Genomic DNA, 26,074 nt, shown 5'->3' on the forward strand with positions numbered 1-26,074 from the left:
CCCATTACAGTTCGCCCCCTTGAACGGTCTGACGTCTTGAACCTCTTAACTCCGACACTCCACTATAATTTTCAATAACATTTCTAACGTCAGCATCAATCGGAACTTCATAGCTATTACTGCGATACACCTCCAAGTGCATCGTTTTTTCAGCAAGCGACACTCTTGCAATATCTACCGGATCAATCTCAATAATGACAACAGCTTGCCCGGTTTCCTCACCTGCGGATGCCGCCGGCTGAAACGTAGAATCGAGATTACCATCATCACCTTTGCTGCCACTCGACGTACCGAGCACCTTAGCTCGCTTAAGAAGCAAATTAGCATTAACACCATTAAAGCCAATACGTCTATCAAGGTCACCGGACAGATTTTCCACCGGCGAGCTTATTGATAACACATCAACATAAATTCCAGGTCTTATATAATCTAATATTAGGTTAGTACTGCTGACTAATAGTGGGTAAGGCTCTTTACCTTCTGATATAAGCAAATCAATATATCCAGGAGAACCTTTTTTATTTTGGTATTCGGGTAAAACCAAATCACCTTGGGATAAATTTCTATTAAGTAATGTGGCTGGAGAAAAATCTAAATTTACATCAGCCTTAATCCCTTCCCCAATGGCCAAACTCTTAAGAATTTGCTCTCTCTTAACCAAAGAAGCATCGATCGGTTTCCCCTTAACGAGTTGGATGTTTGCTCGCCAGACCTGAACGTATTCTTCAGTTTTTTCAACCGTAGGTTCACTCGTCTTATTTAGGTTCTGATATATTCCATAACCGCCGATTGCAACAGCTGCTACAGCAACAAACAGACTGAGACTTTTTTTCATACAAAACCTCCTGTTACAACATTTTTGAAAATGACCAGAGCAAAACCACTACAGATCGCAACGCCATATGGAATACCTTCATTCGTCGGTTTTAAAGTGCTTAATCCATCCCAAATATTGGAACCATATTTCCCACAAAAATGAAGTAGTAGATAAGTAACAGAAATAACTCCACCAATCAAAATCACCAATATAGTGGCTACAAACATATCGTTCGCTGGTATCGCTAAAGAGAAAGCCAAAATAAGCTTAACATCGCCCCCACCAATAAAATTTGCTAACCAAAAACTAATAAGAACGACACCTAAAACAAAAACAATCAATATCTTACTAAAATCTGAGGTCGTAAACCCTAAAGTAAAAGAAGCTATCGCAATAATTACGACATATAAATTAGGTATTTCTCTCTCCGTTATATCTTTAAAACATATTATCAAACTAAAGAAAATAAGAGTAATAAATGCGGATATATATAACATAATTTACTCTCATAAAAATTTACAAGTAACACTTTATCAAATGAAGTTATTAGCTACCTAATGTCAAATTTCGGTAATATTAGGTAGCTAATCAAACCTAAAATTAGTCGCCAAGGCTAAGATTTGTTTTAATAGTTGCAAACGACGTTTCCAAAGTGTCTACAAAACTAGTCGCATCTGTATAAAAAACTGCGATTAACATGGTTGCCATTGCAACAGCGATTAACCCATATTCAATCGCGGTAACGCCTTTTTCATCATTTTTAAGTTTATTCAAATAATTGAGCATATTTACGTAAAGTTTAGTAATCATGATGCCATCCTTTTTTCATGCTTCTAGTGCAAAGCAATTAGATCTTAGTAATCAGATCACTTTCTCACATTCGGTTACTATCGGTTTCCCCGATATCAAAACCAAAAATACACGCGATTTAAAAGTGGTTATTTTTTCATATTACCTATCTAATTAATTTTAAGGGATTTAGCTTCTAAATTAATATTTATTCTTGAAAATTAAGTTCATTGCACCCAAAGTTAAAATGTGATCTACATCACACTTTAAATTCAAATAGTGCCAATTCAGATTATTAGTATTAGCCTAATACTTACGGTGCAAAGCCTGTAGGAGGGAGATATGAGGCTCACTTTAGACAATTTAATCTCATTTCATACTGTTGCCTCTGAAGGTTCGTTCAGTTGTGCTGCGAGGAAACTAGGTAAATCGCAATCAACGATAAGTGGAGCGATAAAAAATCTAGAACAAGATTTAGGATATTTTCTTTTTGATAGAGGTGGTCACACCGTATCATTAACCGATAAAGGAAAAAAAATATATGCGCTAACCACACCAATAATAAGCAAACACAAAGAGTTAAGTAACATTGCTAAAAATCTATCAAATTCAAATTTAACAAAAATAAAAGTAGGTATTGACCTACTAATGCTAAATTCAAATGTAAGAAATGCTCTTATTGAATTTTCTGAGGAGTTTCCAGAAGTTGAGATAAACGTTGTAACAAAACCAAGCTATATTTTAGGTGATTATATCAATCGTAAGAAAATTGATATCGCGATAGGAAACCCCTATCACAAAACCATCTATAACTTTAATATAGAAGAATTATTTTTAGTTAATTGCATTTGGGTGGCGAGTAAAGAAGTCGTTCAAAACTCAAAATTCAATTCAAAAAACAATCGATTGTTATTGCTTGATGGATATAAAGATATTATTGATTATTCCATCATTTCAAGCCATAACATTTGGGTATTGGATGATATTAGTACTATCCTTGAACTCTGTAGCGCAGGGAAAGGGATAGCCCTTCTTCCACAGCATATCATTGAAACCAAAACAGTAATGAACAAATTAATAAAAATACCCAGTGATACTCAATTGTTTGGTAAGCAAATATATGCGTCCATGATCTGGCCATTGCACAGTGAGTTTGGAAAATATCATCAGTGGATTCATAACAGACTAAGAAGTACCTATCACCTATGAAACATGAACAACAGCTCTATTAAAATATGAAGTATCTCTGTCTTTCAGCTTCATTGATATTAATTAGTTTTAATAGTGAGATCTCAGCGAAAGTGACTTATATGAGAGACTCGATAAACTCTTATGAAGAACTGCAAGAAAATCAAAGATTGCAGCGAATTGTGGTTCCGAAAAGCAAAAGAATACACGAAATACGAGCTTCCAAGACCGATCCACCCGTACTTCTATCCCATAAAATCACTGACAGCGTCAGCAATAAATATACAATATATCAAACTCACATTGAGCGTTCTGCAACAAAGTGGGAAATTCCATCATCATTAATCGTTGCTATGATACACGCCGAAAGTTTCTTCGACCCAAATGCTGTTTCCCACGCCTCTGCTATTGGATTAATGCAAATTCTTGTTAATGGTGGGGCTGCTGAAGTTTCACGCGAACTTTATGACAATAGACCTATCAGAGCACAAGATCTCTTTATCCCTGAATTCAATATTGATGTAGGGACCGCTTATTTGCATCTCTTGGAGACGAAGTATCTCAACAACATTCGCTCCTCTAGCGCGAGAAGACTACTAGCAATTGCTTCCTATAACTGTGGCTTATCTAATCTAATGAAATACTCCTTCGGTGATAAAGACATCAGTTCATTCTCCAAAAATATCAATAAGTTATCAGTTGATGAGTTATATACAATGCTAACAACACAATTACGTATTGCAGAAACAAGAACTTACGTAGCAAAAGTGTACAAACTAAACAAGCAATACCAAGCCTTGCTCAACTGATGCATATATTCTTATATGGCGATGGCGATCATTAAATTTCTAACCTAAAATTTGAATTAATAACAGCTCTGGTGATGGAATACAGTGTCAGGGTTGTTTCGATAATGTCTTATAATAAACCGTGGACTTACACGTAGCGGATACCGAATCAAAAATAGCTGTAATTTCTTATCAATGTGGCTACAAGGATGTGTCGTATTTTTCAAGAATTTTTAAGAAAAGGACGGGCGTAACCCCTGCAAGCTACAGACGTGCCTGCACAGATAACAGAAAACGCTAATTTTACTCCCTAAAAGAAAAAATCATGGTACATTTAACATGATTTTAACAAAAATAACCAAAAATAACTTAGCGAAAAACATGGAGTTAGACAATGATTCAGCCTAACGAGTTTAGCCAAGAACAAGCAACAGCTCTCCCTACACCCAATGACATGATTTTAAAATGGGCAGAAGAACGCCCAGATGAAGTCTATTTGAAACAGATTATTAACCGCCAATTTGTCGAATTTACTTATAAAGAAGTAGCCGACAAAGCACTGAAATTGGCGTCAGCATTAGAAGGACTCGGAGCCCAACCAGGCGATCGAGTCGCTCTCGTATCAAAAAACTGTGCAGAGTGGTTCATCTGCGATCTTGCAATGATGTTAGGAGATTTTGTCAGCGTCCCAATCTTTCCAACAGCGGGTGCAGATACCATTCAGTACTGTATTGAGCATAGTGAAAGTAAAATTGTGATTGCGGGTAAGCTTGACGATCCTAAAGCCACTCAAAAAGTACTTGATGACAATCCGAGCTTGGTGAGTATTTCACTGCCATACGACAGCGCAGCGAAGTGCCAACACACTTTCGAGAAGCTCATTGAGACACATGAACCATCAACCAAACGCCCTCAGCATCACGACGATAAGCTGATGTCACTTGTTTATACATCGGGTACATCAGGGTTACCAAAAGGCGCAATGCTCACCTACGGCGCGTTTACTTGGTCTGTTCAAAGGTTGATTGACCATATTGGGATCCAACCTGGCGATCGCCTGTTTTCTTACCTACCGCTTGCTCATATTACAGAACGCGTTTACATCTTTGGTTCTTCAGTAATGGGGGGCGTGGTTACGGCTTTCCCTGAATCTTTAGACACCTTTATTGATGATGTGAAAATGCATCGCCCTACGCTGTTTATTTCAGTTCCTCGCTTATGGACTCTGTTCCAGCAGCGAATCCAAGACAAATTGCCACAGAAGAAACTGAACTTCTTACTGAAGATTCCGTTTATCAACAACATCATTAAGAAGAAACTTGCTGATGGCTTAGGGTTAGACCAAGCTCGCGTTCTTGGATGTGGTTCTGCCCCTGTATCACCTGCTCTACTCGCATGGTATGAGAGCGTTGGCCTGCACATTACCGAGGCATGGGGCATGACAGAGTCTTTCGCCTACAGCACGCTCAATTACCCATTCAGAGCCGATAAAATTGGTACGGTTGGTAATGCAGGTCCAGGGATCGAACTCAAAATAGCTGAAGATGAAGAGATTCTAGTTCGAGGCAAAGGCTTATTCTCTGGTTACTACAAGAATGATATTGCAACCCAAGAATCTTTTAACTCGGATGGTTGGCTTCATACCGGTGATATCGGTGATATCGATAGTGAAGGTTACCTAACGATTCGTGGGCGTAAGAAAGATACCTTTAAAACCGCTAAAGGTAAGTTTGTTGCCCCTGTACCAATCGAAAACAAACTGTTTGAGTACAGCCGCGTAGAAATGATGTGTTTGATAGGTCTAGGCCTACCAGGACCAATCCTACTTGTGGTACCGCATGACTTCCCTAATTTCGATAGAGCTCGCTATGAGAAAACGACAAAGCGCGTTATCGAGAAAATGAACGAGCAGCTTGGTTCACACGAGAAGATCAAAGGTGTATTGATGATTAAGGAACCATGGAGCATTGAGAATGGTGTGTTGACCCCGACTCTCAAAATCAAGCGACATATCCTTGAGCAGAAATACCATGAAGTTGGTCATAACTGGCCGAAAGATAAATTGGTGGTTTGGGAAGAATAATCAAAATCGAGAGGGAGCCATTATGGCTCCTTTTTTGTAAGCTCACATTATAAGTACTTAGTATAATCCGCAGCATCACTACTCTCGCAATCTAAACCGACATCCTTTTTCATTCGATGACTTAACGATTTAGAGCAAACAACTTGTCTAGATTTAGCCCCCTTCCTCACCTTAGTATTATCATTGATTTTAAGTACCTGAGTAACAAATATTCCGACCCAACAGGTTATTGCTTTCATGTTCTCTCTCTTGTATTCCCTTTGTATTTATCGCTATTATGAAAACAACCTGTTCGATAATCGAACAACCATTATTAACAAGAACTATAAGCTGAGATTATGGACAATAGACTGCGTCACCTTTCAGGTCTCCGTTACTTTGAAGTTGCGGCTCGCTTGAGCAACTACAGCAAAGCTGCTGAAGAGCTGTTCGTCACTCAAGCAGCCGTCAGCCAGAAGATTCGACAGTTAGAAGAACAGGTTGGATGTAAGCTTTTTATTCGTAAGGGGCGTGCAATGACTTTGACGCATGAAGGGCACACACTTTTTAGACATGTCTCTGATGGATTTCAAGATATTCTGCTGGGGTTAAACAAGATCCAATCAGAACCTATTCAAGGGCTACTTGTTGTTAGAAGTCCCCCCCTCTTTTGCTTCTCGTTGGTTACTGCCTAGGCTGTGGAAGTTCTCGGTAAAGCACCCAGAGATCCCAATTAAGATACTAACAGGGTGTGATACACCAAATTTAAAACATGGCGAAATTGATGTGGCTATTCGACAAGGTGAAGATCTATGCGTTGAAGAAGGCTTGATTCTTGAGATGCTAATCAACGAACCGGTTTACCCTTTTTGTTCCCCTAAACTCGCAAACTCTTTGAACTTCACATCACCTGAACAACTCCTCAAATGTTGGCTGATTCAGTTTGATAGCGGTTGTTTCCCGTGGGATGAATGGTTTAGGCAAGCAAACATATCGACTCAAAGCAGCACCATTCAGTGGATGGAAGTCGGTACCTTTGATATGGGGCTAACCACGGTCATGGCGGGACATGGGGTTTGCTTGGCAACAGACAGCTTAGCTGGTGACTTCATCGAACGCGGCTTACTAGTGAAGCCCTTTGATATAGGCATGACACCTGGGGTTCAAGTCAACCTATGCTTTGATCCTAACTCCCCGAGAGAAGAGCGTATTACCGCGTTCACCAATTGGTTGCACGAAGAAGTAAACGAGCTATTGGAGAGTTAAATCTCATCTCCCACTTCTTTATATAAACTATAAACTTAACTCAACATAGAACGGTAACGTAAACCTGCCGACACCGACAAAACTATGTTGAGTTAAAGCAACGTCGAGTTAAAAGCTACGTTGCCTTGAATCACTCCCAAAATGACTTCTTCAGTTCTTTCTCGACTTGTTCCGACGTAATCCCGATATCTCTAAGTAAATAATCGGGTAGCTCAGACAGTTGCTTTCTGGTTCTACGATTTTGAAAGTACAGGCTTAATTTAGAATAGAATTTCTTAATTGATAATGATGACAAAAATGAATGGTTGGTATTTGCTGTTGCTGTGATCGTATTCATAGCCTTTCTCCTGTTGATCTTTTGCTTTGTTGTGGTCAATAATCAACCAGCAGAGCAACGTCGACAAACGATAGATACTGGCATTCAGTTAAGGAAAACTAATGTGAGAGAGCGTACCCCACCATTCCAAGGGATCTACTATTTTTATACGGCAGCTGAAACAGGCAGTTTCAAGCTCGCAGCAGAAAAGCTATTTGTCACGGCTGCAGCAGTCAGCCAACAAATTCGCCAACTTGAAGAATGGTTAGGCGCAGACCTGTTTATTCGCCAGCACCGAAAAATAGTATTAACTCATGAAGGTGAAGTGCTCTATCTACAAGCGAAGAAAGGCTTTGCTCATATTCAAGATGGAGTAAGACGAATAAACCAAGACCCCAACCCCACTCAGTTATCGATTTCGACCGTACCCTCTTTTGCACAACATTGGTTAGTGCCTAGAATAGGCGACTTCCGCGACCGTCACCCAGATTTATCTATGTTAATAGAACCGACCAACAAACTGGTTACCTTTGAAGACTCAGCTGTCGATGCTGTGTTCGATATGGTCATGGTAACTACCCAAATATTGAATCACGTTGGTTAATGGACGAAGTTGTTTACCCTGTCTGTCATCCTATCTATCAAGAAAAATATGGAATCTATGACATCAGCGATCTGCATAAAGCAGAGTTAATTGAAGACCGTTGGCCTGATATGGATTGGAATCTATGGTTAGACGTTGCTGGGGCGAAGGCAGGACGTTCATCATTGCAATTTGATGGCTCTCATTTTGTGCTAGAAGGTGCGCTATCCGTTCAAGGTGTCGCGCTTGTTAAACACAGCTTGGTATACCGCTATTTGCAGGAAAAGAAACTCGTCCGAATCGGTAATATCGCGCTGAAGCCTAAATACAATTACTTTTTATGCGCGCCTCCAGGTTACTTCCATCGAGAGAAGATAAAACGTTTCGAAGAATGGATGCAGGCTCAGGTTAAATTATTTGGTGATACAGGTAGAGAAGAGCTTTCGATTATCCACACCGATTACGAACTCAAATGGTCGGATAATTCATAAAGCGAAACTGGTATACTTAGCTCAAATAAATGGCGAGAACATCTCATGACACAAGACAATAATCCACTTCACGGTATCACTCTACAGAAGCTACTGACTGAATTAGTTGAACATTACGGTTGGGAAGAGTTGAGTTACATGGTGAACATCAACTGCTTTAAAAAAGACCCGAGCATTAAATCGAGCTTAAAATTTTTGCGTAAAACAGATTGGGCTCGTACCAAGGTAGAGCAGATTTACATCGACTTAAAGCGTTAATCTCTCCCTACTTTATCTGTCCCGTGTTGATTAAATACGGGACAACCCCTGTGTCTACTTTTTAGGGGCCATATCAATATCACATCTCGCATCTCGCATCTCGCATCTCTCGCATCTCTCGCATCTCTCGCAGTATGTTACAAGCAATAAAAAGCCCCGCAAGCTTTCACTTGCGGGGCTTTTTTAGCTAATTGAGAAAAGGGCTAATTACTTACCAGCTTCTTTTTCTGCTTTAACTTTTGCAATCACTTCGTCAGCAACGTTAGTTGGACATGGTGCGTATTGTGCGAATTCCATAGAGAATTGGCCACGACCAGAAGTGATAGTACGTAGGTGACCGATGTAGCCGAACATCTCAGAAAGAGGTACGTCAGCTTTAATACGAACACCAGTAACGCCAGCTTGTTGATCTTTGATCATGCCACGACGACGGTTAAGGTCACCGATAACATCACCAACGTGATCGTCTGGAGTGAACACGTCAACGTTCATGATTGGCTCAAGAAGTTGCGCGCCAGCTTTAGGCATAGATTGACGGAATGCGCCTTTCGCTGCGATTTCAAATGCGATAGCAGATGAATCGACTGCGTGGAAACCACCATCGAAAAGTTCAACTTCAACGTCTAGAGTTGGGAAGCCAGCTAGTACGCCGTTTTCCATCATAGATGCGAAGCCTTTCTCAACTGCAGGCCAGAATTCTTTAGGAACGTTACCGCCCACAACTACAGAGTTGAACTTGAAGCCAGAACCTGCTTCGCCTGGTTTGATACGGTAATCGATCTTACCGAATTGACCAGAACCACCAGATTGCTTCTTGTGCGTGTAGCTATCTTCAATTGCTTGAGTGATAGTTTCACGGTAAGCAACTTGAGGAGCACCTACAGTTAGGTCAACGCCGTATGTACGCTTAAGGATATCTACCTTGATGTCTAGGTGAAGTTCACCCATACCTTTCAGGATAGTTTCGCCAGTCTCTTCGTCAGTCTCAACTTGGAAAGATGGATCTTCTGCAACCATTTTACCGATAGCGATACCCATTTTCTCAGAACCGCCTTTATCTTTTGGAGATACAGCGATTGAGATTACTGGAGTTGGGAATACCATTGGCTCAAGCGTTACTTGGTGCTTAGGATCACATAGAGTGTGACCAGTTTGCACGTTCTTCATACCAACGATCGCAATGATGTCACCAGCTTGTGCGCTAGTTAGTTCGTTACGGTCATCAGCTTGCATCTCAACCATACGGCCAACACGTTCAGTCTTGCCAGTGAATGAGTTAAGAATCGTGTCACCTTTGTTCAGTTTACCAGAGTAAATACGAACGAAAGTTAGAGCACCGAAGCGGTCATCCATGATTTTGAATGCAAGCGCTTTGAAAGTCTCATCTGTAGAAACGATAGCGTGTTCGCCAGTTTCTTCACCGTTCTCATCCATTAGAGGCTGAGGGTCAACTTCAGTTGGTGCTGGTAGGTAATCTACTACAGCATCAAGGATAAGTTGCATACCTTTGTTCTTGAACGCAGAACCACAGAACGTTGGGAAGAATGCGATATCACGAGTACCTTTACGGATACAACGCTTAACGTCTTCAATAGAAGGCTCTTCACCTTCCATGTAAGCTTCCATTAGGTCATCGTCTTGCTCTACAGCAGTTTCGATTAGCTCTTCACGGTATTGCTCAACGTCATCAACCATGTCCGCTGGAACATCTTTGATTTCGTAGTTTTCAGGAAGACCAGTGTCATCCCAAACGTATGCTTTACGGCTTAGTAGGTCTACAACACCAACGAACTCGTCTTCACGGCCGATTGGTAGAACCATTACTAGAGGAGTTGCACCTAGAACGTTTTTAACTTGGTCAACAACGTTGTAGAAGTCTGCACCCATACGGTCTAGTTTGTTAACGAAGATCAGACGAGATACTTCTGATTCGTTAGCGTAGCGCCAGTTAGTTTCTGATTGAGGTTCAACACCACCAGAACCACAGAATACACCGATACCGCCATCAAGAACTTTAAGAGAACGGTATACTTCAACTGTGAAGTCAACGTGTCCAGGAGTATCGATAACGTTTAGACGGTGATCGTTCCAAAAACAGCTTACAGCTGCTGATTGGATAGTAATACCGCGCTCAGCTTCCTGTTCCATGAAGTCAGTCGTTGATTCGCCATCATGTACTTCACCAGTCTTGTGGATTTGACCAGTTAGCTTAAGGATACGCTCAGTGGTAGTTGTTTTACCCGCATCAACGTGCGCGAAAATACCAATGTTTCTGTATTTCGATAAATCTGCCATTGTCTTACTCTGTTAATAGGATATAAAATGCGCGCAGAGTATATCACAATCTGTGAAGACTGATAGCTTTGCATGCATTTGGGACTAAAAAACTTTGCCTTTTTCTAACATATAGAAAAAGGCACTCAGTAGTAACAATCTAAATGATTGTTAATTATAGTGCTAACCTAAAGCCTAATCGGCGTTAAGGTTAGGCTGAATTGCTGCTGTATAGAGTAGCTGAAGTGAGTTCAATTACAACTCATCAAAAGCATTAATTGCTTCCGATAATTTTTTCACACCGTGGATCTGCATTCCTGGAATGCCACCTTTAGGCATGTTAGCCGCCGGTACAATCGCTTTCTTAAAGCCGTGTTTAAATGCTTCATTTAAACGCTCTTGTCCGCTCGGTACAGGTCGAATCTCACCCGCTAGGCCTACTTCTCCAAATACCACCACATCTTTTGGCAATGCGCGATCTCTGAAACTAGAAAGTAGAGCCATCACCAACGCAAGATCAGCACTGGTTTCGGTTACTTTAACACCACCGACGACATTCACAAACACATCTTGGTCAGCCATTTGTAAGCCGCCGTGTTTATGCAGCACCGCTAATAACAAAGAAAGCCTGTTTTGCTCTAGGCCGACAGCGACGCGACGTGGGTTAGCCAGCTGTGAATAATCCACCAGCGCTTGGATTTCGACAAGAAGTGGACGCGTCCCTTCCCACACCACCATGACAGAACTGCCCGAGGTTTCTTCTTCACCACGAGACAAGAAGATAGCGGATGGGTTGCTGACTTCTTTTAGCCCTTGGCCTGTCATCGCAAACACACCCAGTTCATTCACTGCACCAAAACGGTTTTTGTGGCTGCGTAGCGTTCTAAAACGGCTATCGGTTCCGCCATCTAATAAAACAGAACAGTCAATAATGTGCTCAAGTACTTTTGGCCCTGCTAAGGTGCCGTCTTTAGTTACGTGTCCAACTAAGAACACAGCAACGTTATTCTGTTTTGCGTAGCGCGTTAATGCGGTTGCCGATTCACGAACCTGTGCAACACTGCCCGGAGAAGATTGAACATCCGCAACGTGCATAACTTGGATCGAGTCGATAACCATGATCTTAGGTTGTTCTTTTTCTGCAACCTGACAAATCTTATCCACGTTCGTTTCTGAGAGCATCTTTAGGTGCTCTTTTGGCAATCCAAGTCGAGACGCACGCATCGCGACTTGTTGCAGAGATTCTTCCCCGGTTACATAGAGAGTCGGTAATTGAGAAGAAAGCTGACACATGGTTTGTAATAGCAGCGTTGATTTACCGGCACCCGGGTTACCACCAATCAGGATCGCAGCACCCGGTACGACACCACCACCAAGTACGCGGTCTAGCTCTTTAAAGCCACTGCTAAAACGTGGGACTTCTTGCAGATCGATTTCTGACAGCGTTTGAACCGAAGATTCAGTTGCACCGCCCGCATAACCACTCAATCGTTCATTACGTGCGACCTGAGGTGAAGCGGCTAACCTAACTTCTGTAATCGTGTTCCAAGCACCACATGCATTGCACTGCCCCTGCCAACGTGGAAAATCGGCACCACAGTCATTACACACATAAGCTCGCTTTGCCTTCGCCATAAAACCTCAATAATTTACTCAATTACACAATGATGTTGTCAATTTGTGACTTATTTGACCGTACGGATGAAAATAAAAGTTGCAGTCATACCACTTATACTTAAAGATCGATTTAAACTAGTCGATAACATAAACGCACCGTCCATTCTAACAAGAAAAGTATGCAGCAATCTGAAATTCTATCTGTAGCAGAACGTTTAATCCCGGCTTACCACGCCGAAGATTTCGAATTCCTTCTTTCTCAAATGACAGAAGGGGAATCGCCGTCTCTGAAGCTGCTCGTTAAAATGGAACTGAATCGTATCATGGCTCCGTGTACAAAGAGCATTGATTTACGCGGGCGTATTGATAATGAGTGTCGTCAGTTCACTCTCGATGGCCGTAAGCACTGGCTCGATGATATCGCTTTAAACGCATATCAACGTGGTACGAAAAAGTTTAAAGGTTACACAGAAGGCGCATGGGAGTTAGTAATGACTCCGCGAACTCAGCCTCTGAGCGTTGTTAAAACATCTTCTCAAGGTAACCACGACATTACTAGCGCCAATAGCCCGTACGAAGCGGAAGCTATTAACCTAGGTTACGACTTAAAACGCCAAGAGAACAGACTCAAGATTAGCTCGCAGGTCGAGATCACCACATCGAAAGGGCAAAGCCTACATGGTGTAACGGTTGATATCTCCCCGTCGGGTGCAAAGTTCAAAGTACCGAGCGCCTTTCGATACAACCTCGGCGAGATCATCAGCGTTAAGTTCTCAGAGCTTATCGAAAAGTCCCAAGAAAACGATGTTAACCAAGCGGTTGAATTTCGTGTTTTGGGTATCGACGAATCTTATGAGAACAACGCGGTCAAATTTCTAAGAACCATCAAGGTAAGCGACAACAATATTGTGGCTCGCTTACTCGATGAGTCTTTAAATAGCACCAGTAAGAAAACCAGCCATGAGAATCAAGATAGGATTATTCGAACTCGTACTCGAGGAATCGAACATACCTATCTAAAGCATACTTGTAACCTACCCCTGTTTTTCAGCGGCAGCGAACTAAAGCTTGCCCTACTGACGGATAACAACCATCCATTATGGCAATATTGGCACGACGAACGAAATCAACAAGCGCTGGGTACCCTGTTCAACGAGCAACGTATGAACCTGTTGGCGAAACCAGGAGTGAAGGGAACCAGTAACGTTATCTACTCTTTTACCCATGAACACCAAAACAAGACCTTGTTCTATTCAATGATGCTGCCTGAAGCCTCTCGTGAACAAAGACAGCTGTTCTGGCACATCGGTGGCAAACGTAAAAGTTGGAAGGCGTTCAAGTTCTCGGTTTTCGAACTTTCAGACACTGAGCGACAAGCATTAGCTAAACACTCGGATACGCTGGCTCAAAGCTCAGCTCAACTGACGCATTGCGGAATCTTGCAAGAGATTGGCGATCACGAAAGTGCGGCGGACTATCTTCTGAGTGAAAAGCCACGCATTCCAAGCAGTGAATTGAACCGCTTCCGTCACCCGCGTACTGTCGTCGGCAATATTCAAAGCATCTACTTTGACTCTCAGACTCGTCGTAAAGAGCCGAGATACCAATTTAAGTCACCGTTGCAACTTACATCACAAGATGGCACAGCGGCGAACGGACACACCTTAGATATTTCGAAGCGTGGACTGAGCATTAGCCTTGAACACCCAATGGTACTCAAGATTAATGATCCGGTATTAGTGAACTTCAATGAACTGCAGCTCTATGACAAGAACCTGCCACTGAGCACAGTGCCTTACCACGTAATTCGAGTGAGTCCGAATGGTCGCAACGTGCAGTTGGTTATTGCCGAGAACGCCAAGACAATGCGTACCATCGCTTTCCTTAATGGGCTTATCGATCAAAACCAAAGTAAGCTGATTAAGAAGCAAGAGATACTGCCAACACATTCGCTACTCGAATCACTGCACAACATTTTGTTGAGCAAGATGGTCAGTAACCCAATATTCATTGATAAGCCAAGTTCAACGCTGCGCTGTAAGATCATTGGTGTGAATTTCCCACTGAATAAGCATCTAACGTTACTTGCTAAGCTTGGCCATAATCAAAAGTTCTCACTCGAGCCAATCTTCAAGGGTCACACCAACTCACTGTTGGCTGAGCCACTAAAAAGAATTGAAGGTGCGGAGCCTAAGCATCATGACGTGTACATTGCTGCAGTGAAGTTTGGCGACAAAATCCAGTCGGTACACACCAAGTTGGTCAAAGACTTCGCCTCAGCAAAGGAACGCATCTTATTCATCAAGAAAGCGCAGCACTTAGGTGATGTGTATGTATTGCGAGTCACCACGGCACCTATCTTTAATCCGCTAACGAGTTTATTCCAGTCGGATTTAGAAGAGCTTTCACGCATCAGTATGCATCAAGCTAAGAAGCTAGAGAATGAGGTGACGGCGTTTATCGGTTATGGCGAGATAGAGGACATTACCGATGAAGTGCTGATTCGATTGGAGCTAACACGCTAGCCTCGAGTGGCGTATTAACTTAAGCATGAAAATTGAAAAAGCAGGCTGATAGCCTGCTTTTTTTGTGTCTGAGCCACTATTGCTAAATAAGATACATAGCCAATAGCACTTAGGTAGAGCCCCTAAGGTTTCGCTTGCCAGCTGATCTTCTGTTGCTTAGCCAATACACCCGACAAGATACACAGCACACCGCCTAAACCTGCGTAACGAACAGCAGTTTGAGCTTGCTGCTCTACTTTTGGTTTTGCGTGGTAGGCAATGCCTAAACCTGCAGAGCCCATCATCACCAAGTCATTGGCACCATCACCAACGGCAACGGTATTATGTAGTTCCAATTCGTACTCTTCAGCCAACTCTACCAAGATATCCGCTTTGGTCTGCGCCGAAACAACATCGCCTAAGACTTCACCCGTCAACTTACCGTTGACGATCTCAAGCGTGTTTGATTGAGCATGGTCTAGATCAAGGGTATCTTTCAGGTAGTCAGAGAAGTAAGTAAAACCGCCTGATGCAATCGCCGTTTTCCAGCCAAGCTTATTTAGAGTATTCACCAGCCCGACCAAGTCTGGCATGAATGGCAATGACTGACGCACTTGCTCTAATATCGATTCATCCGCACCTTTCAGTGCTCCTACTCGCTGGCGTAGGCTCTGTTCAAAGTCGAGCTCGCCTTGCATTGCTCGTTCTGTGATTTCAGAGACTAACTCTCCCACTCCAGCTAGCTTGGCAATCTCATCGATGCATTCAATTTGAATCGCTGTGGAATCCATATCCATCACGATCAAACCTGGCTTAGATAAGTCTGGTACCTCGCTAAGGCAAGCATAATCAAGCTTTAGCGCTTGGAGGATTTCTTCGTGTGCTGGCGTTAGATTGCCTGACATCAAAGCCACTTCATAATGCCCAACCTTCCACGTATCGAGGATGGTGTTGTAAGTGCCAGTGAAAAAGTCGATGTCATCGAAAGATTGTGGAGATAGGTACTCACCAAACACAATCCAATTGGCCTTGGATTTAGCGAGTTGAGAAGCGAAACGAGTCTCGGGGAGTCGAGTTAATAATGTCGTATGCCTTTTTATCGGCAGATATTTCTGAGCGTCCATGTGTATGATTCCTAATTAACTATGCTAAACGTTAACCTATTGCAATTTGAAAACGCAAGTCTCAATATGTCTTAATCATAACATTTGTTTATTTCAGGCTTCGTGAAACATGAATGAATCATTGTTCTCAATACGTAACGCTTTACGAATGCTAGCCCTCATTTTGTTGGCTACCATGTTCGTTGTAACGATTAAAAATACGGTCGTGATCAGTAAAGGTAACGAGAAGATCCAAGCAAAACAGTTGGAAACTCTTACCAAGCTGCTTATCTCTCAGGCATCACTTTCAGCCAGCAAGATGATCACGCAACAAGACCAAGAGCGATTGCTTGATCTGACTAACCAGCTATCTCAAGACCGACTGGTGTTCGATACCACCATCTATGATGCAGAGGGTATTCGACTGGCTTCGAGCGAAAAAGCCCTCTCGGTACGTGAGGTTCTTGGCTTAGATACACCACTTTCAACAGCAAGTATCGGCAGACAACAGTTAGTTGAACCTATTTATTCTCCAGAGAAAACGATCATCGGCTTTATTCGAGTGACTTTTGAAACCGGTAAGATGACGGCGATTTCTGATCACCACTACCGCAAAAGTGATCGCTACATGATCGGTATGGTGTTGATGGGGTTTGTGAGTGGCGTGTTGTTCATCATGCTGATTCGCAGAAGACCAACTAAGTCTGGTGAGAACTTACTATTGAAAAATGTAAGCTCATAAACACACTAGGCTGACAATAAATACTAGACTCAGAATAAATACAGCAATCCAATAAAAAGCCCCGACGCTCAGGCAGCAACGGGGCTTTTTGTTATCTGTTAACTTATCAAGCTAAGACAAATCAAGATTATTCTTGGTCACCAAGCAACACTGAGTCTAGTGCGATAACCATCATGTCGTTGAAAGTCGTTTGACGTTCATCTGATGTCGTTTGCTCACCAGTCTTGATGTGGTCAGAAACAGTACAGATCGTTAGAGCTTTTGCGCCGTATTCAGCACATACACCATAGATGCCAGCCGCTTCCATCTCTACGCCAACAATGCCGTATTTGTCCATTACTTCGAACATCTCTGGATCTGGCGTGTAGAACAGCTCAGCCGAGAACAGGTTACCGACTTTTACGCCGACACCGAGAGCTTTGGCTGCATCTTCTGCCGCGCGCACCATTTTGTAATCCGCAATAGCCGCAAAGTCATGATCTTTAAAGCGAATACGGTTCACTTTAGAGTCAGTACATGCGCCCATGCCGATCACCACATCACGCACTTTGATATCTTCGCTCACTGCACCACAACTACCTACACGAATGATCTTCTTCACACCAAAGTCTTTGATCAGCTCAGTCGCGTAAATAGAACAAGATGGAATGCCCATACCGTGTCCCATTACCGAAACCTTACGACCTTTGTAAGTACCGGTGTAACCAAACATGTTGCGAACGTCGCACACTTGAACCACTTCTTCTAAGAAGGTTTCAGCGATGTATTTAGCACGTAGCGGGTCACCTGGCATTAAAACTACGTCAGCGAAATCACCCATTTCAGCATTAATATGTGGAGTAGCCATTGAAAATATCCTTAATCTCAAAACAAAAAAAGAAGAGAGAGGTTTCCCTCTCTCTTCGTTAACTATTATAGAAAGCTTGTACCGTGTCCCATTGGCGATGTACCAAAGTATGACGCTAAGCTTTGACCGATATCAGCGAACGTATCGCGACGGCCTAAAGAACCGGCTGGAACCTTCTGACCGTAAACAATCACAGGGATGTGCTCACGAGTATGGTCTGTACCTGGCCATGTCGGATCACAACCGTGGTCAGCAGTTAAGATAAGCACATCGTCTTCTTTCATCATATCGATGATTTCATTGATGCGACCATCGAAGTACTCAAGTGCCGCTGCGTAACCAGCAACATCACGGCGGTGGCCGTAAGCTGAGTCAAAATCAACGAAGTTAGTGAACACGATAGTGTTGTCGCCCGCTTCATTGATCGCATCTTTGGTTGCTTCAAATAGCGCAGGGATACCTGTTGCTTTGGTTTTCTGAGTGATGCCACAACCCGCGTAGATATCAGAGATCTTACCGATTGAGTGAACGTTACCGCCCTTCTCATCAACCAACTTCTGAAGAATGGTAGCTGCAGGTGGCTCAACAGAAAGGTCACGACGGTTACCAGTACGTTCGAATTGACCTTTACCTGGGCCAATGAACGGACGAGCGATAACACGACCAATGTTGTAATCTTCTAGCTCTTCACGAGCAATCTGACAAAGATCTAATAGGTTTTGCAGGCCGAATGTCTCTTCGTGACAAGCGATCTGGAAAACAGAGTCTGCAGAAGTATAGAAGATTGGCAGACCAGTCTTCATGTGCTCTTCACCTAGGTTATCTAGGATTTCCGTACCAGATGAGTGGCAGTTACCCAAGAAACCAGACAGGCCTGCACGCTCAAGGATGCGGTCAGTCAGCTCTTTTGGAAAGCTGTTCTCTTTGTCGGTGAAGTAGCCCCAGTCAAACAATACTGGTACACCAGCGATTTCCCAGTGACCTGATGGCGTATCTTTACCAGAAGACAGTTCAGCAGCGTGACCGTAAGCGCCGATGATTTCAGCGTCTGCATCCATACCAGGAGCAAAACGACCTGTAGACTCTTTATGAGCCATTGCTAAGCCTAGCTTAGACAGGTTTGGTAGCGTCAGAGGACCTTTACGATCTGCATTGTCGGCAAGACCTTGGTCACAATGATCTGCGATGTGACCCATAGTGTCAGAACCTACATCACCGAATTTATCTGCATCCGCTGTTTCACCGATACCGAATGAATCTAAAACTAAAATAAATGCTCTTTTCATTTTCTTCACCAACTTATTGCTCTTTGCACCAGAACTCTGTTTATCGGTATACACGAGGTATACCGATACCTGTTATTTACACGTCTTCAGAACGAATCTGACGGTAAACATCTGGCGTTGCTGTATATTCTCCGCCCACAGTGATTGCATTTTGTAATGCTGTTGCAGCTTCTTGCCACTGTTGTTCGTTGCGAGCATGAATCATTGCTAATGGCTTATCTTCACTTGCTACTTCACCTAGGCGAATGAAGTGTTCAAAACCGACGGCGTAATCAATGCTGTCAGTTGCTACGCGACGACCACCGCCCATACCAACCACAGCCATACCAATTGCACGAGTATCCATTGCTGATACCACACCGCTTTCTAGCGCGTACACTGGCTTAATAATGTCTGCTTTTTCTAGGTAGTTATCGTAGTTCGTTACGAAATCAGCTGGACCACCAAGACCCGCTACCATCTTACCAAAGCACTCTGCTGCTTTACCGTTATCCAGTACTGCCATCAGTTTTTCACGCGCTTCATCTGAATCTTTTGCTAGGTTACCCAGCACCAACATTTCCGCACACGATGCTAGCGTGATTTCCAACAAACGTGGGTTACGGTATTCACCAGTTAGGAATTGAACCGCTTCACGGACTTCAACTGCGTTACCCGCTGAAGAAGCCAGAACTTGGTTCATGTCCGTTAGGATTGCTGTTGTTTTAGTTCCTGCACCGTTTGCTACTGCAACGATAGATTTTGCTAACTCTTCAGATGCTTCATACGTTGGCATGAATGCGCCTGAACCGACTTTTACGTCCATTACTAGAGAATCAAGACCAGCGGCCAGTTTCTTAGATAGGATTGAAGCGGTGATCAGTGAGATGTTGTCTACTGTTGCTGTGATATCACGAGTTGCGTAAACACGCTTGTCAGCAGGAGCTAGATCGCCGGTTTGACCGATGATCGCCACGCCAGCTTCTTTGGTTACGGCACCAAACACATCGTTGGTTGGTGTAATGTTGTAACCAGGGATAGATTCTAGCTTGTCTAGCGTACCGCCAGTGTGGCCTAAACCACGACCAGAGATCATTGGAACGAAACCGCCACATGCTGCCACCATAGGGCCAAGCATCAGAGAAGTAACGTCACCAACACCACCAGTAGAGTGTTTATCAACGATTGGGCCATCAAAGTTCATGTGGCTCCAGTCAATCACCATGCCTGAATCACGCATTGCACACGTTAGTGCGATACGCTCTGGCATTGTCATTTCATTAAAGAAGATAGCCATTGCGAATGCTGCAATTTGGCCTTCAGAAACCGTGTTTTTAGCGACACCTTGAATGAAGAAGTTAATTTCTTCAGCAGTTAGGACTTCGCCATCACGTTTTCTGCGAATAATTTCTTGAGGTAGATACATTAGTTCCTCCCAAACTCTAGTGAGTATGGTTTGTAGGGAAAGAGGTAATGTGGAGTGGCTTGACGCCACTCCATCAAACAGACTTATTATGTTCAATACTCTAAATATTTGGCGTTGCAGTTAGGCGACCAGTGAGTTCATTCCTATGAGCATAGAGGCTCTATGTGATTAGGAGGAACTTATGCAGTCAACAACGCTGCGGTGTCAAATATGACGAGTAAATTAGTATGCTGCTGGATCAGCAGTCTGGTCTGTCACTTCTAATGTATTAAGAAGGTTAGTTAGTAGGCTTGAAGCACCAAAACGGTAGTGCATGTTGTCTGCCCACTCAGCGCCTAGTAGCTCATCAGCCATTGCTAGGTATAGTGCTGCATCTTCAGCAGTACGTACGCCACCAGCAGGTTTGAAACCAACTGTTTTAGCAACGCCCATGTCACGAATAACTTCAAGCATCATGCGCGCGAACTCTGGAGTCGCGTTTACTGGCACTTTACCTGTTGAAGTTTTGATGAAGTCTGCACCTGCTTCGATACAGATTTGAGAAGCTTTCTTGATTAGTGCTTCTTCTTTCAGTTCACCTGTTTCGATGATCACTTTAAGCGTGATGTCACCACAAACTGCTTTACACTGTTTAACTAGCTCAAAGCCAACTTCTTCGTTGCCAGCAATAAGAGCACGGTATGGGAATACTACGTCAACTTCGTCTGCGCCGTACGCTACCGCTGCTTTTGTTTCTGCAACAGCAATTTCGATGTCGTCATTACCATGAGGGAAGTTAGTTACAGTCGCAATGCGTACTTCTGGAGTACCTTGCTCACGCAACGCTTTCTTAGCTGCTGGGATAAAGCGAGGGTAAATACAGATTGCAGCGGTGTTGCCTACTGCAGTCTTCGCGTCATGACAAAGCGCCACTACTTTTTCAGTAGTATCGTCGTCATTTAGCGTAGTTAGGTCCATAAGTTTAAGTGCACGTAGAGCTGCTGCTTTTAAATCGCTCATTTCTATCTCCGATCAATATATTCAAATAGTTAACTACTTCGCCCTCCATCCAGTATAGATGGATATTTTAGTAATGCTCAGTAGCCACAAATGAACGGACTTGGTTCCCTGAAGACTTGATAACTTTCGCTACCAATTGCAATCCTTGTCACCGCACAGTACCAGTTTGGTCTATGGCACAACAAATCAGTCATGTTGTGTCTAACATCTATAGCGTATCGCTAATTTTGGCTTAATCCCAGAAGAATAACGTTCGAGTTGATTTCGAGGTTACTTTCTTGCCAACAGAGACATCCTATCCCTTTAGCTTATACATTATAGGTATCCATCAATAAATTGTAGTGCTCCTTAGAACGCAAACGGTTTGTATCTCAAAAAAACATTCTAGACCCATTATCGACTTCAAGCTGATGCTTATGCTCATCTCAAAGAATCACTAGGCCTAAAAACAAAAAAGCCCCGCAGCAATTTCTTGCTACGGGGCGATATTATTATGGCGTCTATATATCGATTTCTAACTAATTAGAAAGACAGGAAGAAGCCAGCAATTGTTGCTGCCATCAGGTTAGATAGAGTACCAGCAATTACCGCTTTAACACCCATACGTGCGATGTCGTGGCGACGGCTTGGTGCAATACCACCTAGACCACCTAGAAGAATCGCAATTGAAGAAAGGTTTGCGAAACCACATAGTGCGAATGCGATGATGGCTTGAGTCTTCTCAGACATCACTTGACCAGTTGCTGCAACAACTTGAGCGTTTTCACCAACGTATGGTACGAAGTTTAGGTATGCAACGAATTCGTTAACAACTGTCTTCTGACCAATGAAAGAACCAGCGATAGTTGCTTCTTCCCATGGAACACCAATGATGAATGCTAGCGGTGCGAAGATCCAACCTAGAAGAAGTTCTAGAGTTAGGTTTTCCATACCGAACCAACCACCGATGCCACCTAGGATACCGTTGATTAGAGCAATTAGACCGATGAATGCTAGTAGCATTGCACCAACGTTAAGTGCTAGTTGTAGACCAACTGATGCGCCACCTGCTGCTGCGTCGATAACGTTAGCTGGTTTGTCATCGCCACCGTCCATTTCGTCAGCGATGTTGTCGTCTGGCGTATCTGTCTCAGGCTTGATGATTTTAGCGAATAGTAGACCACCAGGTGCTGCCATGAATGACGCTGCAACTAGGTACTCTAGAGGTACACCCATAGATGCGTAACCTGCTAGTACACCACCAGCTACAGAAGCCAAACCACCACACATTACTGCGAATAGTTCAGAGTTAGTCATTTTAGGAACAAATGGACGAACAACTAGAGGTGCTTCAGTTTGACCAACGAAGATGTTTGCTGCTGCAGACATAGACTCGGCGCGAGAAGTACCTAGAGCTTTCTGAAGACCACCACCAAGAACTTTGATTACAATTTGCATAACACCAATGTAGTAAAGTACAGAGATAAGTGCAGAGAAGAAAATCAGAGTTGGTAGTACTTGGAAAGCAAAGATGAAACCGATACCGTCAACTGAGAAGTTAACTAGGCTGCCGAATAGGAAACCAGTACCGTCTTTACCGTAGTCGATCACGTTTGCTACACCAGCAGAGAAACCTGCAAGTAGATCACGACCCCAAGGGATGTAAAGTACGAATGCACCAAGTGCGAATTGGATAGCGAAAGCGCCACCCACTGTTCTTAGATTAATAGCTTTGCGGTTGTCAGATAGTAGTACTGCGATTGCGATCAGTGCAACCATTCCGACTAGGCTCATAAACAGGCTCATAGTTTATGACTTCCTTATTAGTTATTTATTGGCGTGTTACAAAATGGGGCTATAAAGCGGAGGCAATTATACTCATGCGACCACTAATAAAGTAATGCCGTCCTCACACTTTCGTAGAAGATTCATGTACCATTCACACGCAAATGTGACCCAAATCACAAGCTCAGTGCAATTTACGCAAACGATAAACAAAAACCTTCGATTTTATTCACATATACCGAATGCGCGATGGCTATTTTGCCAAATTTGCGCTGCAATCGATTGCTCTGGCTCTTTTCTAAGCAAAAAAAGTTCATTTAAGATCGTAACTAAATATTTGGAATGATTAACATTTCCTTGGTTTCCATACATGGGCATGTCCGGAGCATCCGTTTCCAATACCAGACATTCAAGGGGCAATTTTGCGATGGTTGTGCGTGTTTTTTGCGCTCTTGGGTAAGTTATCGTTCCACCGACGCCAATATAGAAACCGAGCTTGATCCACGCCAAAGCTTGCTGTTCACTCCCAGAAAAACCGTGAATCACACCACCTAAGGTGAACTTATGCTGCTTTATTAGCTCGATAAGTCGGTTGTAAGACTTCCTCTCATGGATGATTAAAGGCAGGTCAAACTCCTTCGCAAGCTCCATTTGTTGGATGAAAAAGCGCTCTTGTTTCTCTCGTTCAACGTCCACAAAAAAGTCGAGCCCGCACTCACCTATCGCGACACATTGGCTGTTTTTTGAAGAGAGTAATTGGCGAAGTTCCGAAAATTGTTCGTCATTGGCCTGCTCTAAAAAGTAAGGATGGAAGCCTAATGCATAGTAAACATTGGGGTGAGATTGAGCGATTTCATCGAGCTTCCTCCAGTTACTTTGGCCAATAGAAGGGATGATTAACTTCTCGACTTGAGCTTGCTTTGCTTCTTTAAGATAGCCATCAATACTTTGTTCAGGTGTAAAACCTTGCTCAAACGCCTCAAAATCCGCGTGGCAATGAGTATCAAACAGCGGAAAGTCACTTATTTGCTGTGTCATCTTCCCTACTCTCTGTTTGTTTCCCTTGAGGATCACGGCGATAAGCAACACAACTGCGCTTGTTCTCAGGCGTTAACCCAAGCTCTTCACACCACTTATCGTATCTTTTAACCCAAGTTTTTATCCAACCCAACATAACTGCCTCTAACCTCAGCCTTTAAACCTCAAATAAAACGCATTAAAAAACGCCTATTGCAGAACAATAGACGTTTTTGTTTAACTCTAATAGATCGCGGAGAAATTAGTGCTCGCGCGTCGCTCGGAATTGAACTTCAGGGAAACGTTCAGAAGCTAGGTTCAAGTTCACCATAGTTGGTGCGATGTAAGACAGGTTGTCACCGCCATCTAGCGCTAGGTTAGATTGGTTCTTACGTTTGAACTCTTCCAGTTTCTTAGCGTCGTCACACTCAACCCAGCGAGCTGTTGCAACGTTAACACCTTCGTAGATAGCTTCTACGTTGTATTCCGCTTTCAAGCGCGCTACAACCACGTCGAACTGAAGTACACCAACCGCACCAACGATCAGATCGTTGTTCTGCATAGGACGGAATACTTGTACTGCGCCCTCTTCTGAAAGCTGAACTAATCCTTTTAGAAGTTGCTTCTGCTTCAGTGGATCGCGTAGACGGATACGACGGAATAGCTCAGGTGCGAAGTTAGGAATACCAGCGAACTTAAGGCTCTCACCTTGAGTAAAGGTATCACCAATCTGGATAGTACCGTGGTTATGTAGACCGATAATATCACCCGCGTATGCTTTTTCAGCACGAGCACGGTCACCCGCCATAAAGGTTACCGCATCAGAGATACTTACACTCTTGCCTGTACGAACATGGTTCATCTTCATACCTTGGTTGTAAGTACCCGAAACGATACGCATGAATGCGATACGGTCACGGTGTTTAGGGTCCATGTTTGCTTGGATCTTGAAGACGAAACCAGAGAACTTCTCTTCGGTTGCTTCAACATCACGCTCGTTCGCTTGACGCGTTTGAGGTGCTGGAGCCCATTTCGTTAGACCATCAAGCATGTGGTCAACACCAAAGTTACCCAATGCAGTACCGAAGTAAACCGGCGTTAGTTCACCCGCTAGGAACAGTTCATGATCAAACTCAGGACAAGCACCGATAACAAGCTCTAGCTCTTCACGTACGCTTTCCGCAAGATCAGCACCTACTGCTTCATCTAGCTCAGGGTTATCTAGACCTTTGATGATACGAACTTCTTGGATCTCGTGGCCGTGGCCAGATTCATACAAGATCGTTTCATCACGGTGAATGTGGTAAACACCTTTAAACTCTTTACCGCAACCAATTGGCCATGAGATTGGAGCACAAGCCATACCTAGCTCGCTCTCTACTTCATCAAGCACTTCCATTGGGTCACGAACGTCACGGTCAAGTTTGTTCATAAACGTTACGATTGGCGTATCACGCAGACGTGTTACTTCCATTAGTTTACGAGTACGATCCTCGACACCTTTCGCAGCATCGATAACCATCAAACATGAATCAACCGCTGTTAGCGTACGGTACGTATCTTCCGAGAAATCTTCGTGTCCTGGAGTATCTAGTAGGTTTACTAGGCAATCATTGTATGGGAATTGCATTACCGACGTAGTTACCGAGATACCACGTTCTTTTTCCATCTCCATCCAGTCAGATTTAGCGTGCTGGTTAGAGCCACGGCCTTTTACGGTACCCGCTTTTTGAATCGCGTTTCCGAATAAAAGAACTTTTTCAGTAATCGTGGTTTTACCCGCATCCGGGTGAGAGATAATCGCAAACGTTCTACGTTTGCTCACTTCTTGTTGGAAAGACATAGTCGCCCTTTGCTGATCTAAAGCGTAAAAAGGGCAAGTAGATAATACTTGCCCTTGAATTCTGTGTGCGGATTATACAGAAAGCGTATCACTTTCTAAAGGGTCAGTTTACACC

Annotated in this window: 21 protein-coding genes and 3 pseudogenes; 9 read left to right on the forward strand and 15 right to left on the reverse strand. The window is 43.3% G+C overall.

The annotated features are described in order from the left end of the window. Positions 1 to 4: 4 nt before the first annotated feature. From BCU07_RS10085 to BCU07_RS10095, 3 genes are all read right to left on the reverse strand, one after another. The gene (locus BCU07_RS10085; RefSeq protein ID WP_017060821.1) at positions 5 to 835 is read right to left on the reverse strand and encodes a hypothetical protein; all 831 of its coding nucleotides are present in this window, start codon (positions 833 to 835) and stop codon (positions 5 to 7) included. Beyond that, a complete protein-coding gene (locus tag BCU07_RS10090; protein WP_102428930.1) occupies positions 832 to 1,314 on the reverse strand; it encodes a prepilin peptidase in 483 nt (160 codons plus the stop codon). Before BCU07_RS10090 ends, BCU07_RS10085 begins: the two co-directional genes overlap by 4 nt. A gap of 103 nt (positions 1,315 to 1,417) precedes the next feature. Then, positions 1,418 to 1,627 carry a Flp family type IVb pilin gene (locus BCU07_RS10095; protein WP_017060823.1) on the reverse strand — a complete coding sequence of 70 codons (210 nt, stop codon included), beginning with the start codon at positions 1,625 to 1,627 and terminating at the stop codon, positions 1,418 to 1,420. 321 nt (positions 1,628 to 1,948) lie between these two features. Between BCU07_RS10095 and BCU07_RS10100 the strand changes: the two genes are divergently transcribed. The 5 genes and pseudogenes from BCU07_RS10100 to BCU07_RS10120 all read left to right on the forward strand — a co-directional run bounded on the left by BCU07_RS10100 (position 1,949) and on the right by BCU07_RS10120 (position 6,910). Beyond that, complete coding sequence (locus BCU07_RS10100; RefSeq protein WP_017060824.1) at positions 1,949 to 2,815, forward strand: LysR family transcriptional regulator; 867 nt, start codon at positions 1,949 to 1,951, stop codon at positions 2,813 to 2,815. A gap of 101 nt (positions 2,816 to 2,916) precedes the next feature. After that, on the forward strand, positions 2,917 to 3,603 hold the full coding sequence (locus BCU07_RS10105) for a transglycosylase SLT domain-containing protein (RefSeq protein ID WP_157939983.1): 687 nt from the start codon (positions 2,917 to 2,919) through the stop codon (positions 3,601 to 3,603). Between the two features lie 136 nt (positions 3,604 to 3,739). Then, positions 3,740 to 3,883, forward strand: a pseudogene (locus tag BCU07_RS10110) (helix-turn-helix domain-containing protein); the annotation flags it as partial. Positions 3,884 to 3,976: 93 nt separating this feature from the next. Continuing rightward, positions 3,977 to 5,665 (forward strand): AMP-binding protein, encoded by a 1,689-nt coding sequence (locus tag BCU07_RS10115; RefSeq protein WP_017067893.1) that lies wholly within the window; start codon positions 3,977 to 3,979, stop codon positions 5,663 to 5,665. Positions 5,666 to 6,003: 338 nt separating this feature from the next. After that, positions 6,004 to 6,910 (forward strand): annotated as a pseudogene (locus tag BCU07_RS10120) (LysR substrate-binding domain-containing protein). Between the two features lie 130 nt (positions 6,911 to 7,040). Here BCU07_RS10120 and BCU07_RS10125 read toward each other — a convergent pair. Continuing rightward, entirely contained in the window at positions 7,041 to 7,247 is a 207-nt protein-coding gene (locus tag BCU07_RS10125; protein ID WP_017063291.1) for a DUF1127 domain-containing protein, read from the reverse strand. Positions 7,248 to 7,350: 103 nt separating this feature from the next. Here BCU07_RS10125 and BCU07_RS10130 point away from each other — a divergent pair. Continuing rightward, positions 7,351 to 8,300, forward strand: a pseudogene (locus BCU07_RS10130) (LysR substrate-binding domain-containing protein). A 45-nt stretch (positions 8,301 to 8,345) separates the two neighbouring features. Beyond that, positions 8,346 to 8,558 (forward strand): VF530 family DNA-binding protein, encoded by a 213-nt coding sequence (locus BCU07_RS10135; protein ID WP_012604684.1) that lies wholly within the window; start codon positions 8,346 to 8,348, stop codon positions 8,556 to 8,558. 207 nt (positions 8,559 to 8,765) lie between these two features. Here the strand turns inward: BCU07_RS10135 and fusA are convergent, their stop codons facing one another. Next, complete coding sequence (gene fusA / locus BCU07_RS10140; protein WP_017058825.1) at positions 8,766 to 10,853, reverse strand: elongation factor G; 2,088 nt, start codon at positions 10,851 to 10,853, stop codon at positions 8,766 to 8,768. Positions 10,854 to 11,087: 234 nt separating this feature from the next. Beyond that, entirely contained in the window at positions 11,088 to 12,467 is a 1,380-nt protein-coding gene (gene radA, locus BCU07_RS10145) for a DNA repair protein RadA (RefSeq protein WP_017063288.1), read from the reverse strand. A 161-nt stretch (positions 12,468 to 12,628) separates the two neighbouring features. Between radA and BCU07_RS10150 the strand changes: the two genes are divergently transcribed. Further along, positions 12,629 to 14,974, forward strand: coding sequence for a PilZ domain-containing protein (locus BCU07_RS10150; RefSeq protein ID WP_017058827.1), 2,346 nt, complete (start codon positions 12,629 to 12,631; stop codon positions 14,972 to 14,974). Between the two features lie 122 nt (positions 14,975 to 15,096). On the opposite strand, the gene serB is transcribed toward BCU07_RS10150, so the two are convergent. After that, on the reverse strand, positions 15,097 to 16,077 hold the full coding sequence (serB, locus tag BCU07_RS10155; RefSeq protein WP_017058828.1) for a phosphoserine phosphatase: 981 nt from the start codon (positions 16,075 to 16,077) through the stop codon (positions 15,097 to 15,099). A 109-nt stretch (positions 16,078 to 16,186) separates the two neighbouring features. On the opposite strand from serB, the gene BCU07_RS10160 reads away from it, so the two are divergent. Beyond that, entirely contained in the window at positions 16,187 to 16,798 is a 612-nt protein-coding gene (locus BCU07_RS10160) for a YtjB family periplasmic protein (protein ID WP_076655999.1), read from the forward strand. Between the two features lie 127 nt (positions 16,799 to 16,925). Here the strand turns inward: BCU07_RS10160 and deoD are convergent, their stop codons facing one another. The 8 genes from deoD to prfC form a co-directional block, all read right to left on the reverse strand. Next, the gene (gene deoD, locus BCU07_RS10165) at positions 16,926 to 17,645 is read right to left on the reverse strand and encodes a purine-nucleoside phosphorylase (RefSeq protein WP_017063285.1); all 720 of its coding nucleotides are present in this window, start codon (positions 17,643 to 17,645) and stop codon (positions 16,926 to 16,928) included. Between the two features lie 65 nt (positions 17,646 to 17,710). Then, complete coding sequence (locus tag BCU07_RS10170) at positions 17,711 to 18,931, reverse strand: phosphopentomutase (RefSeq protein WP_102428944.1); 1,221 nt, start codon at positions 18,929 to 18,931, stop codon at positions 17,711 to 17,713. A 76-nt stretch (positions 18,932 to 19,007) separates the two neighbouring features. Further along, entirely contained in the window at positions 19,008 to 20,336 is a 1,329-nt protein-coding gene (deoA, locus tag BCU07_RS10175; protein WP_102428932.1) for a thymidine phosphorylase, read from the reverse strand. 222 nt (positions 20,337 to 20,558) lie between these two features. Next, positions 20,559 to 21,335: a deoxyribose-phosphate aldolase gene (gene deoC, locus BCU07_RS10180; RefSeq protein ID WP_102428933.1), complete on the reverse strand. Its 777-nt coding sequence runs from the start codon at positions 21,333 to 21,335 to the stop codon at positions 20,559 to 20,561. 522 nt (positions 21,336 to 21,857) lie between these two features. Next, complete coding sequence (locus tag BCU07_RS10185; protein ID WP_017058833.1) at positions 21,858 to 23,120, reverse strand: NupC/NupG family nucleoside CNT transporter; 1,263 nt, start codon at positions 23,118 to 23,120, stop codon at positions 21,858 to 21,860. A gap of 204 nt (positions 23,121 to 23,324) precedes the next feature. Next, positions 23,325 to 24,137 carry a TatD family hydrolase gene (locus BCU07_RS10190; RefSeq protein ID WP_102428934.1) on the reverse strand — a complete coding sequence of 271 codons (813 nt, stop codon included), beginning with the start codon at positions 24,135 to 24,137 and terminating at the stop codon, positions 23,325 to 23,327. Beyond that, positions 24,118 to 24,273 carry a DUF5363 family protein gene (locus BCU07_RS10195; protein ID WP_157938685.1) on the reverse strand — a complete coding sequence of 52 codons (156 nt, stop codon included), beginning with the start codon at positions 24,271 to 24,273 and terminating at the stop codon, positions 24,118 to 24,120. The genes BCU07_RS10190 and BCU07_RS10195 overlap by 20 nt, the downstream gene beginning before the upstream one ends. A 105-nt stretch (positions 24,274 to 24,378) precedes the next feature. Beyond that, positions 24,379 to 25,959, reverse strand: coding sequence for a peptide chain release factor 3 (gene prfC, locus BCU07_RS10200; RefSeq protein ID WP_017059244.1), 1,581 nt, complete (start codon positions 25,957 to 25,959; stop codon positions 24,379 to 24,381). Positions 25,960 to 26,074 lie beyond the last annotated feature (115 nt).

Origin of the sequence: Vibrio sp. 10N.261.54.E10 (assembly GCF_002877735.2) — a bacterium.
GTDB lineage: Bacteria > Pseudomonadota > Gammaproteobacteria > Enterobacterales > Vibrionaceae > Vibrio > Vibrio crassostreae_C.

Bases quoted from the DNA above. Each gene is read 5' to 3' on its own strand.
- BCU07_RS10115 (WP_017067893.1), top strand. From the start codon at position 3,977: ATGATTCAGCCTAACGAGTTTAGCCAAGAACAAGCAACAGCTCTCCCT.
- serB (WP_017058828.1), bottom strand. From the start codon at position 16,077: ATGGACGCTCAGAAATATCTGCCGATAAAAAGGCATACGACATTATTA.
- BCU07_RS10105 (WP_157939983.1), top strand. From the start codon at position 2,917: ATGAGAGACTCGATAAACTCTTATGAAGAACTGCAAGAAAATCAAAGA.
- deoD (WP_017063285.1), bottom strand. From the start codon at position 17,645: ATGGCTACTCCACATATTAATGCTGAAATGGGTGATTTCGCTGACGTA.
- BCU07_RS10160 (WP_076655999.1), top strand. From the start codon at position 16,187: ATGAATGAATCATTGTTCTCAATACGTAACGCTTTACGAATGCTAGCC.
- radA (WP_017063288.1), bottom strand. From the start codon at position 12,467: ATGGCGAAGGCAAAGCGAGCTTATGTGTGTAATGACTGTGGTGCCGAT.
- BCU07_RS10185 (WP_017058833.1), bottom strand. From the start codon at position 23,120: ATGAGCCTGTTTATGAGCCTAGTCGGAATGGTTGCACTGATCGCAATC.
- BCU07_RS10100 (WP_017060824.1), top strand. From the start codon at position 1,949: ATGAGGCTCACTTTAGACAATTTAATCTCATTTCATACTGTTGCCTCT.
- BCU07_RS10135 (WP_012604684.1), top strand. From the start codon at position 8,346: ATGACACAAGACAATAATCCACTTCACGGTATCACTCTACAGAAGCTA.
- BCU07_RS10125 (WP_017063291.1), bottom strand. From the start codon at position 7,247: ATGAATACGATCACAGCAACAGCAAATACCAACCATTCATTTTTGTCA.
- fusA (WP_017058825.1), bottom strand. From the start codon at position 10,853: ATGGCAGATTTATCGAAATACAGAAACATTGGTATTTTCGCGCACGTT.
- prfC (WP_017059244.1), bottom strand. From the start codon at position 25,959: ATGTCTTTCCAACAAGAAGTGAGCAAACGTAGAACGTTTGCGATTATC.
- BCU07_RS10190 (WP_102428934.1), bottom strand. From the start codon at position 24,137: ATGACACAGCAAATAAGTGACTTTCCGCTGTTTGATACTCATTGCCAC.
- BCU07_RS10085 (WP_017060821.1), bottom strand. From the start codon at position 835: ATGAAAAAAAGTCTCAGTCTGTTTGTTGCTGTAGCAGCTGTTGCAATC.
- deoC (WP_102428933.1), bottom strand. From the start codon at position 21,335: ATGAGCGATTTAAAAGCAGCAGCTCTACGTGCACTTAAACTTATGGAC.
- BCU07_RS10095 (WP_017060823.1), bottom strand. From the start codon at position 1,627: ATGATTACTAAACTTTACGTAAATATGCTCAATTATTTGAATAAACTT.
- BCU07_RS10090 (WP_102428930.1), bottom strand. From the start codon at position 1,314: ATGTTATATATATCCGCATTTATTACTCTTATTTTCTTTAGTTTGATA.
- BCU07_RS10150 (WP_017058827.1), top strand. From the start codon at position 12,629: ATGCAGCAATCTGAAATTCTATCTGTAGCAGAACGTTTAATCCCGGCT.
- BCU07_RS10195 (WP_157938685.1), bottom strand. From the start codon at position 24,273: ATGTTGGGTTGGATAAAAACTTGGGTTAAAAGATACGATAAGTGGTGT.
- BCU07_RS10170 (WP_102428944.1), bottom strand. From the start codon at position 18,931: ATGAAAAGAGCATTTATTTTAGTTTTAGATTCATTCGGTATCGGTGAA.
- deoA (WP_102428932.1), bottom strand. From the start codon at position 20,336: ATGTATCTACCTCAAGAAATTATTCGCAGAAAACGTGATGGCGAAGTC.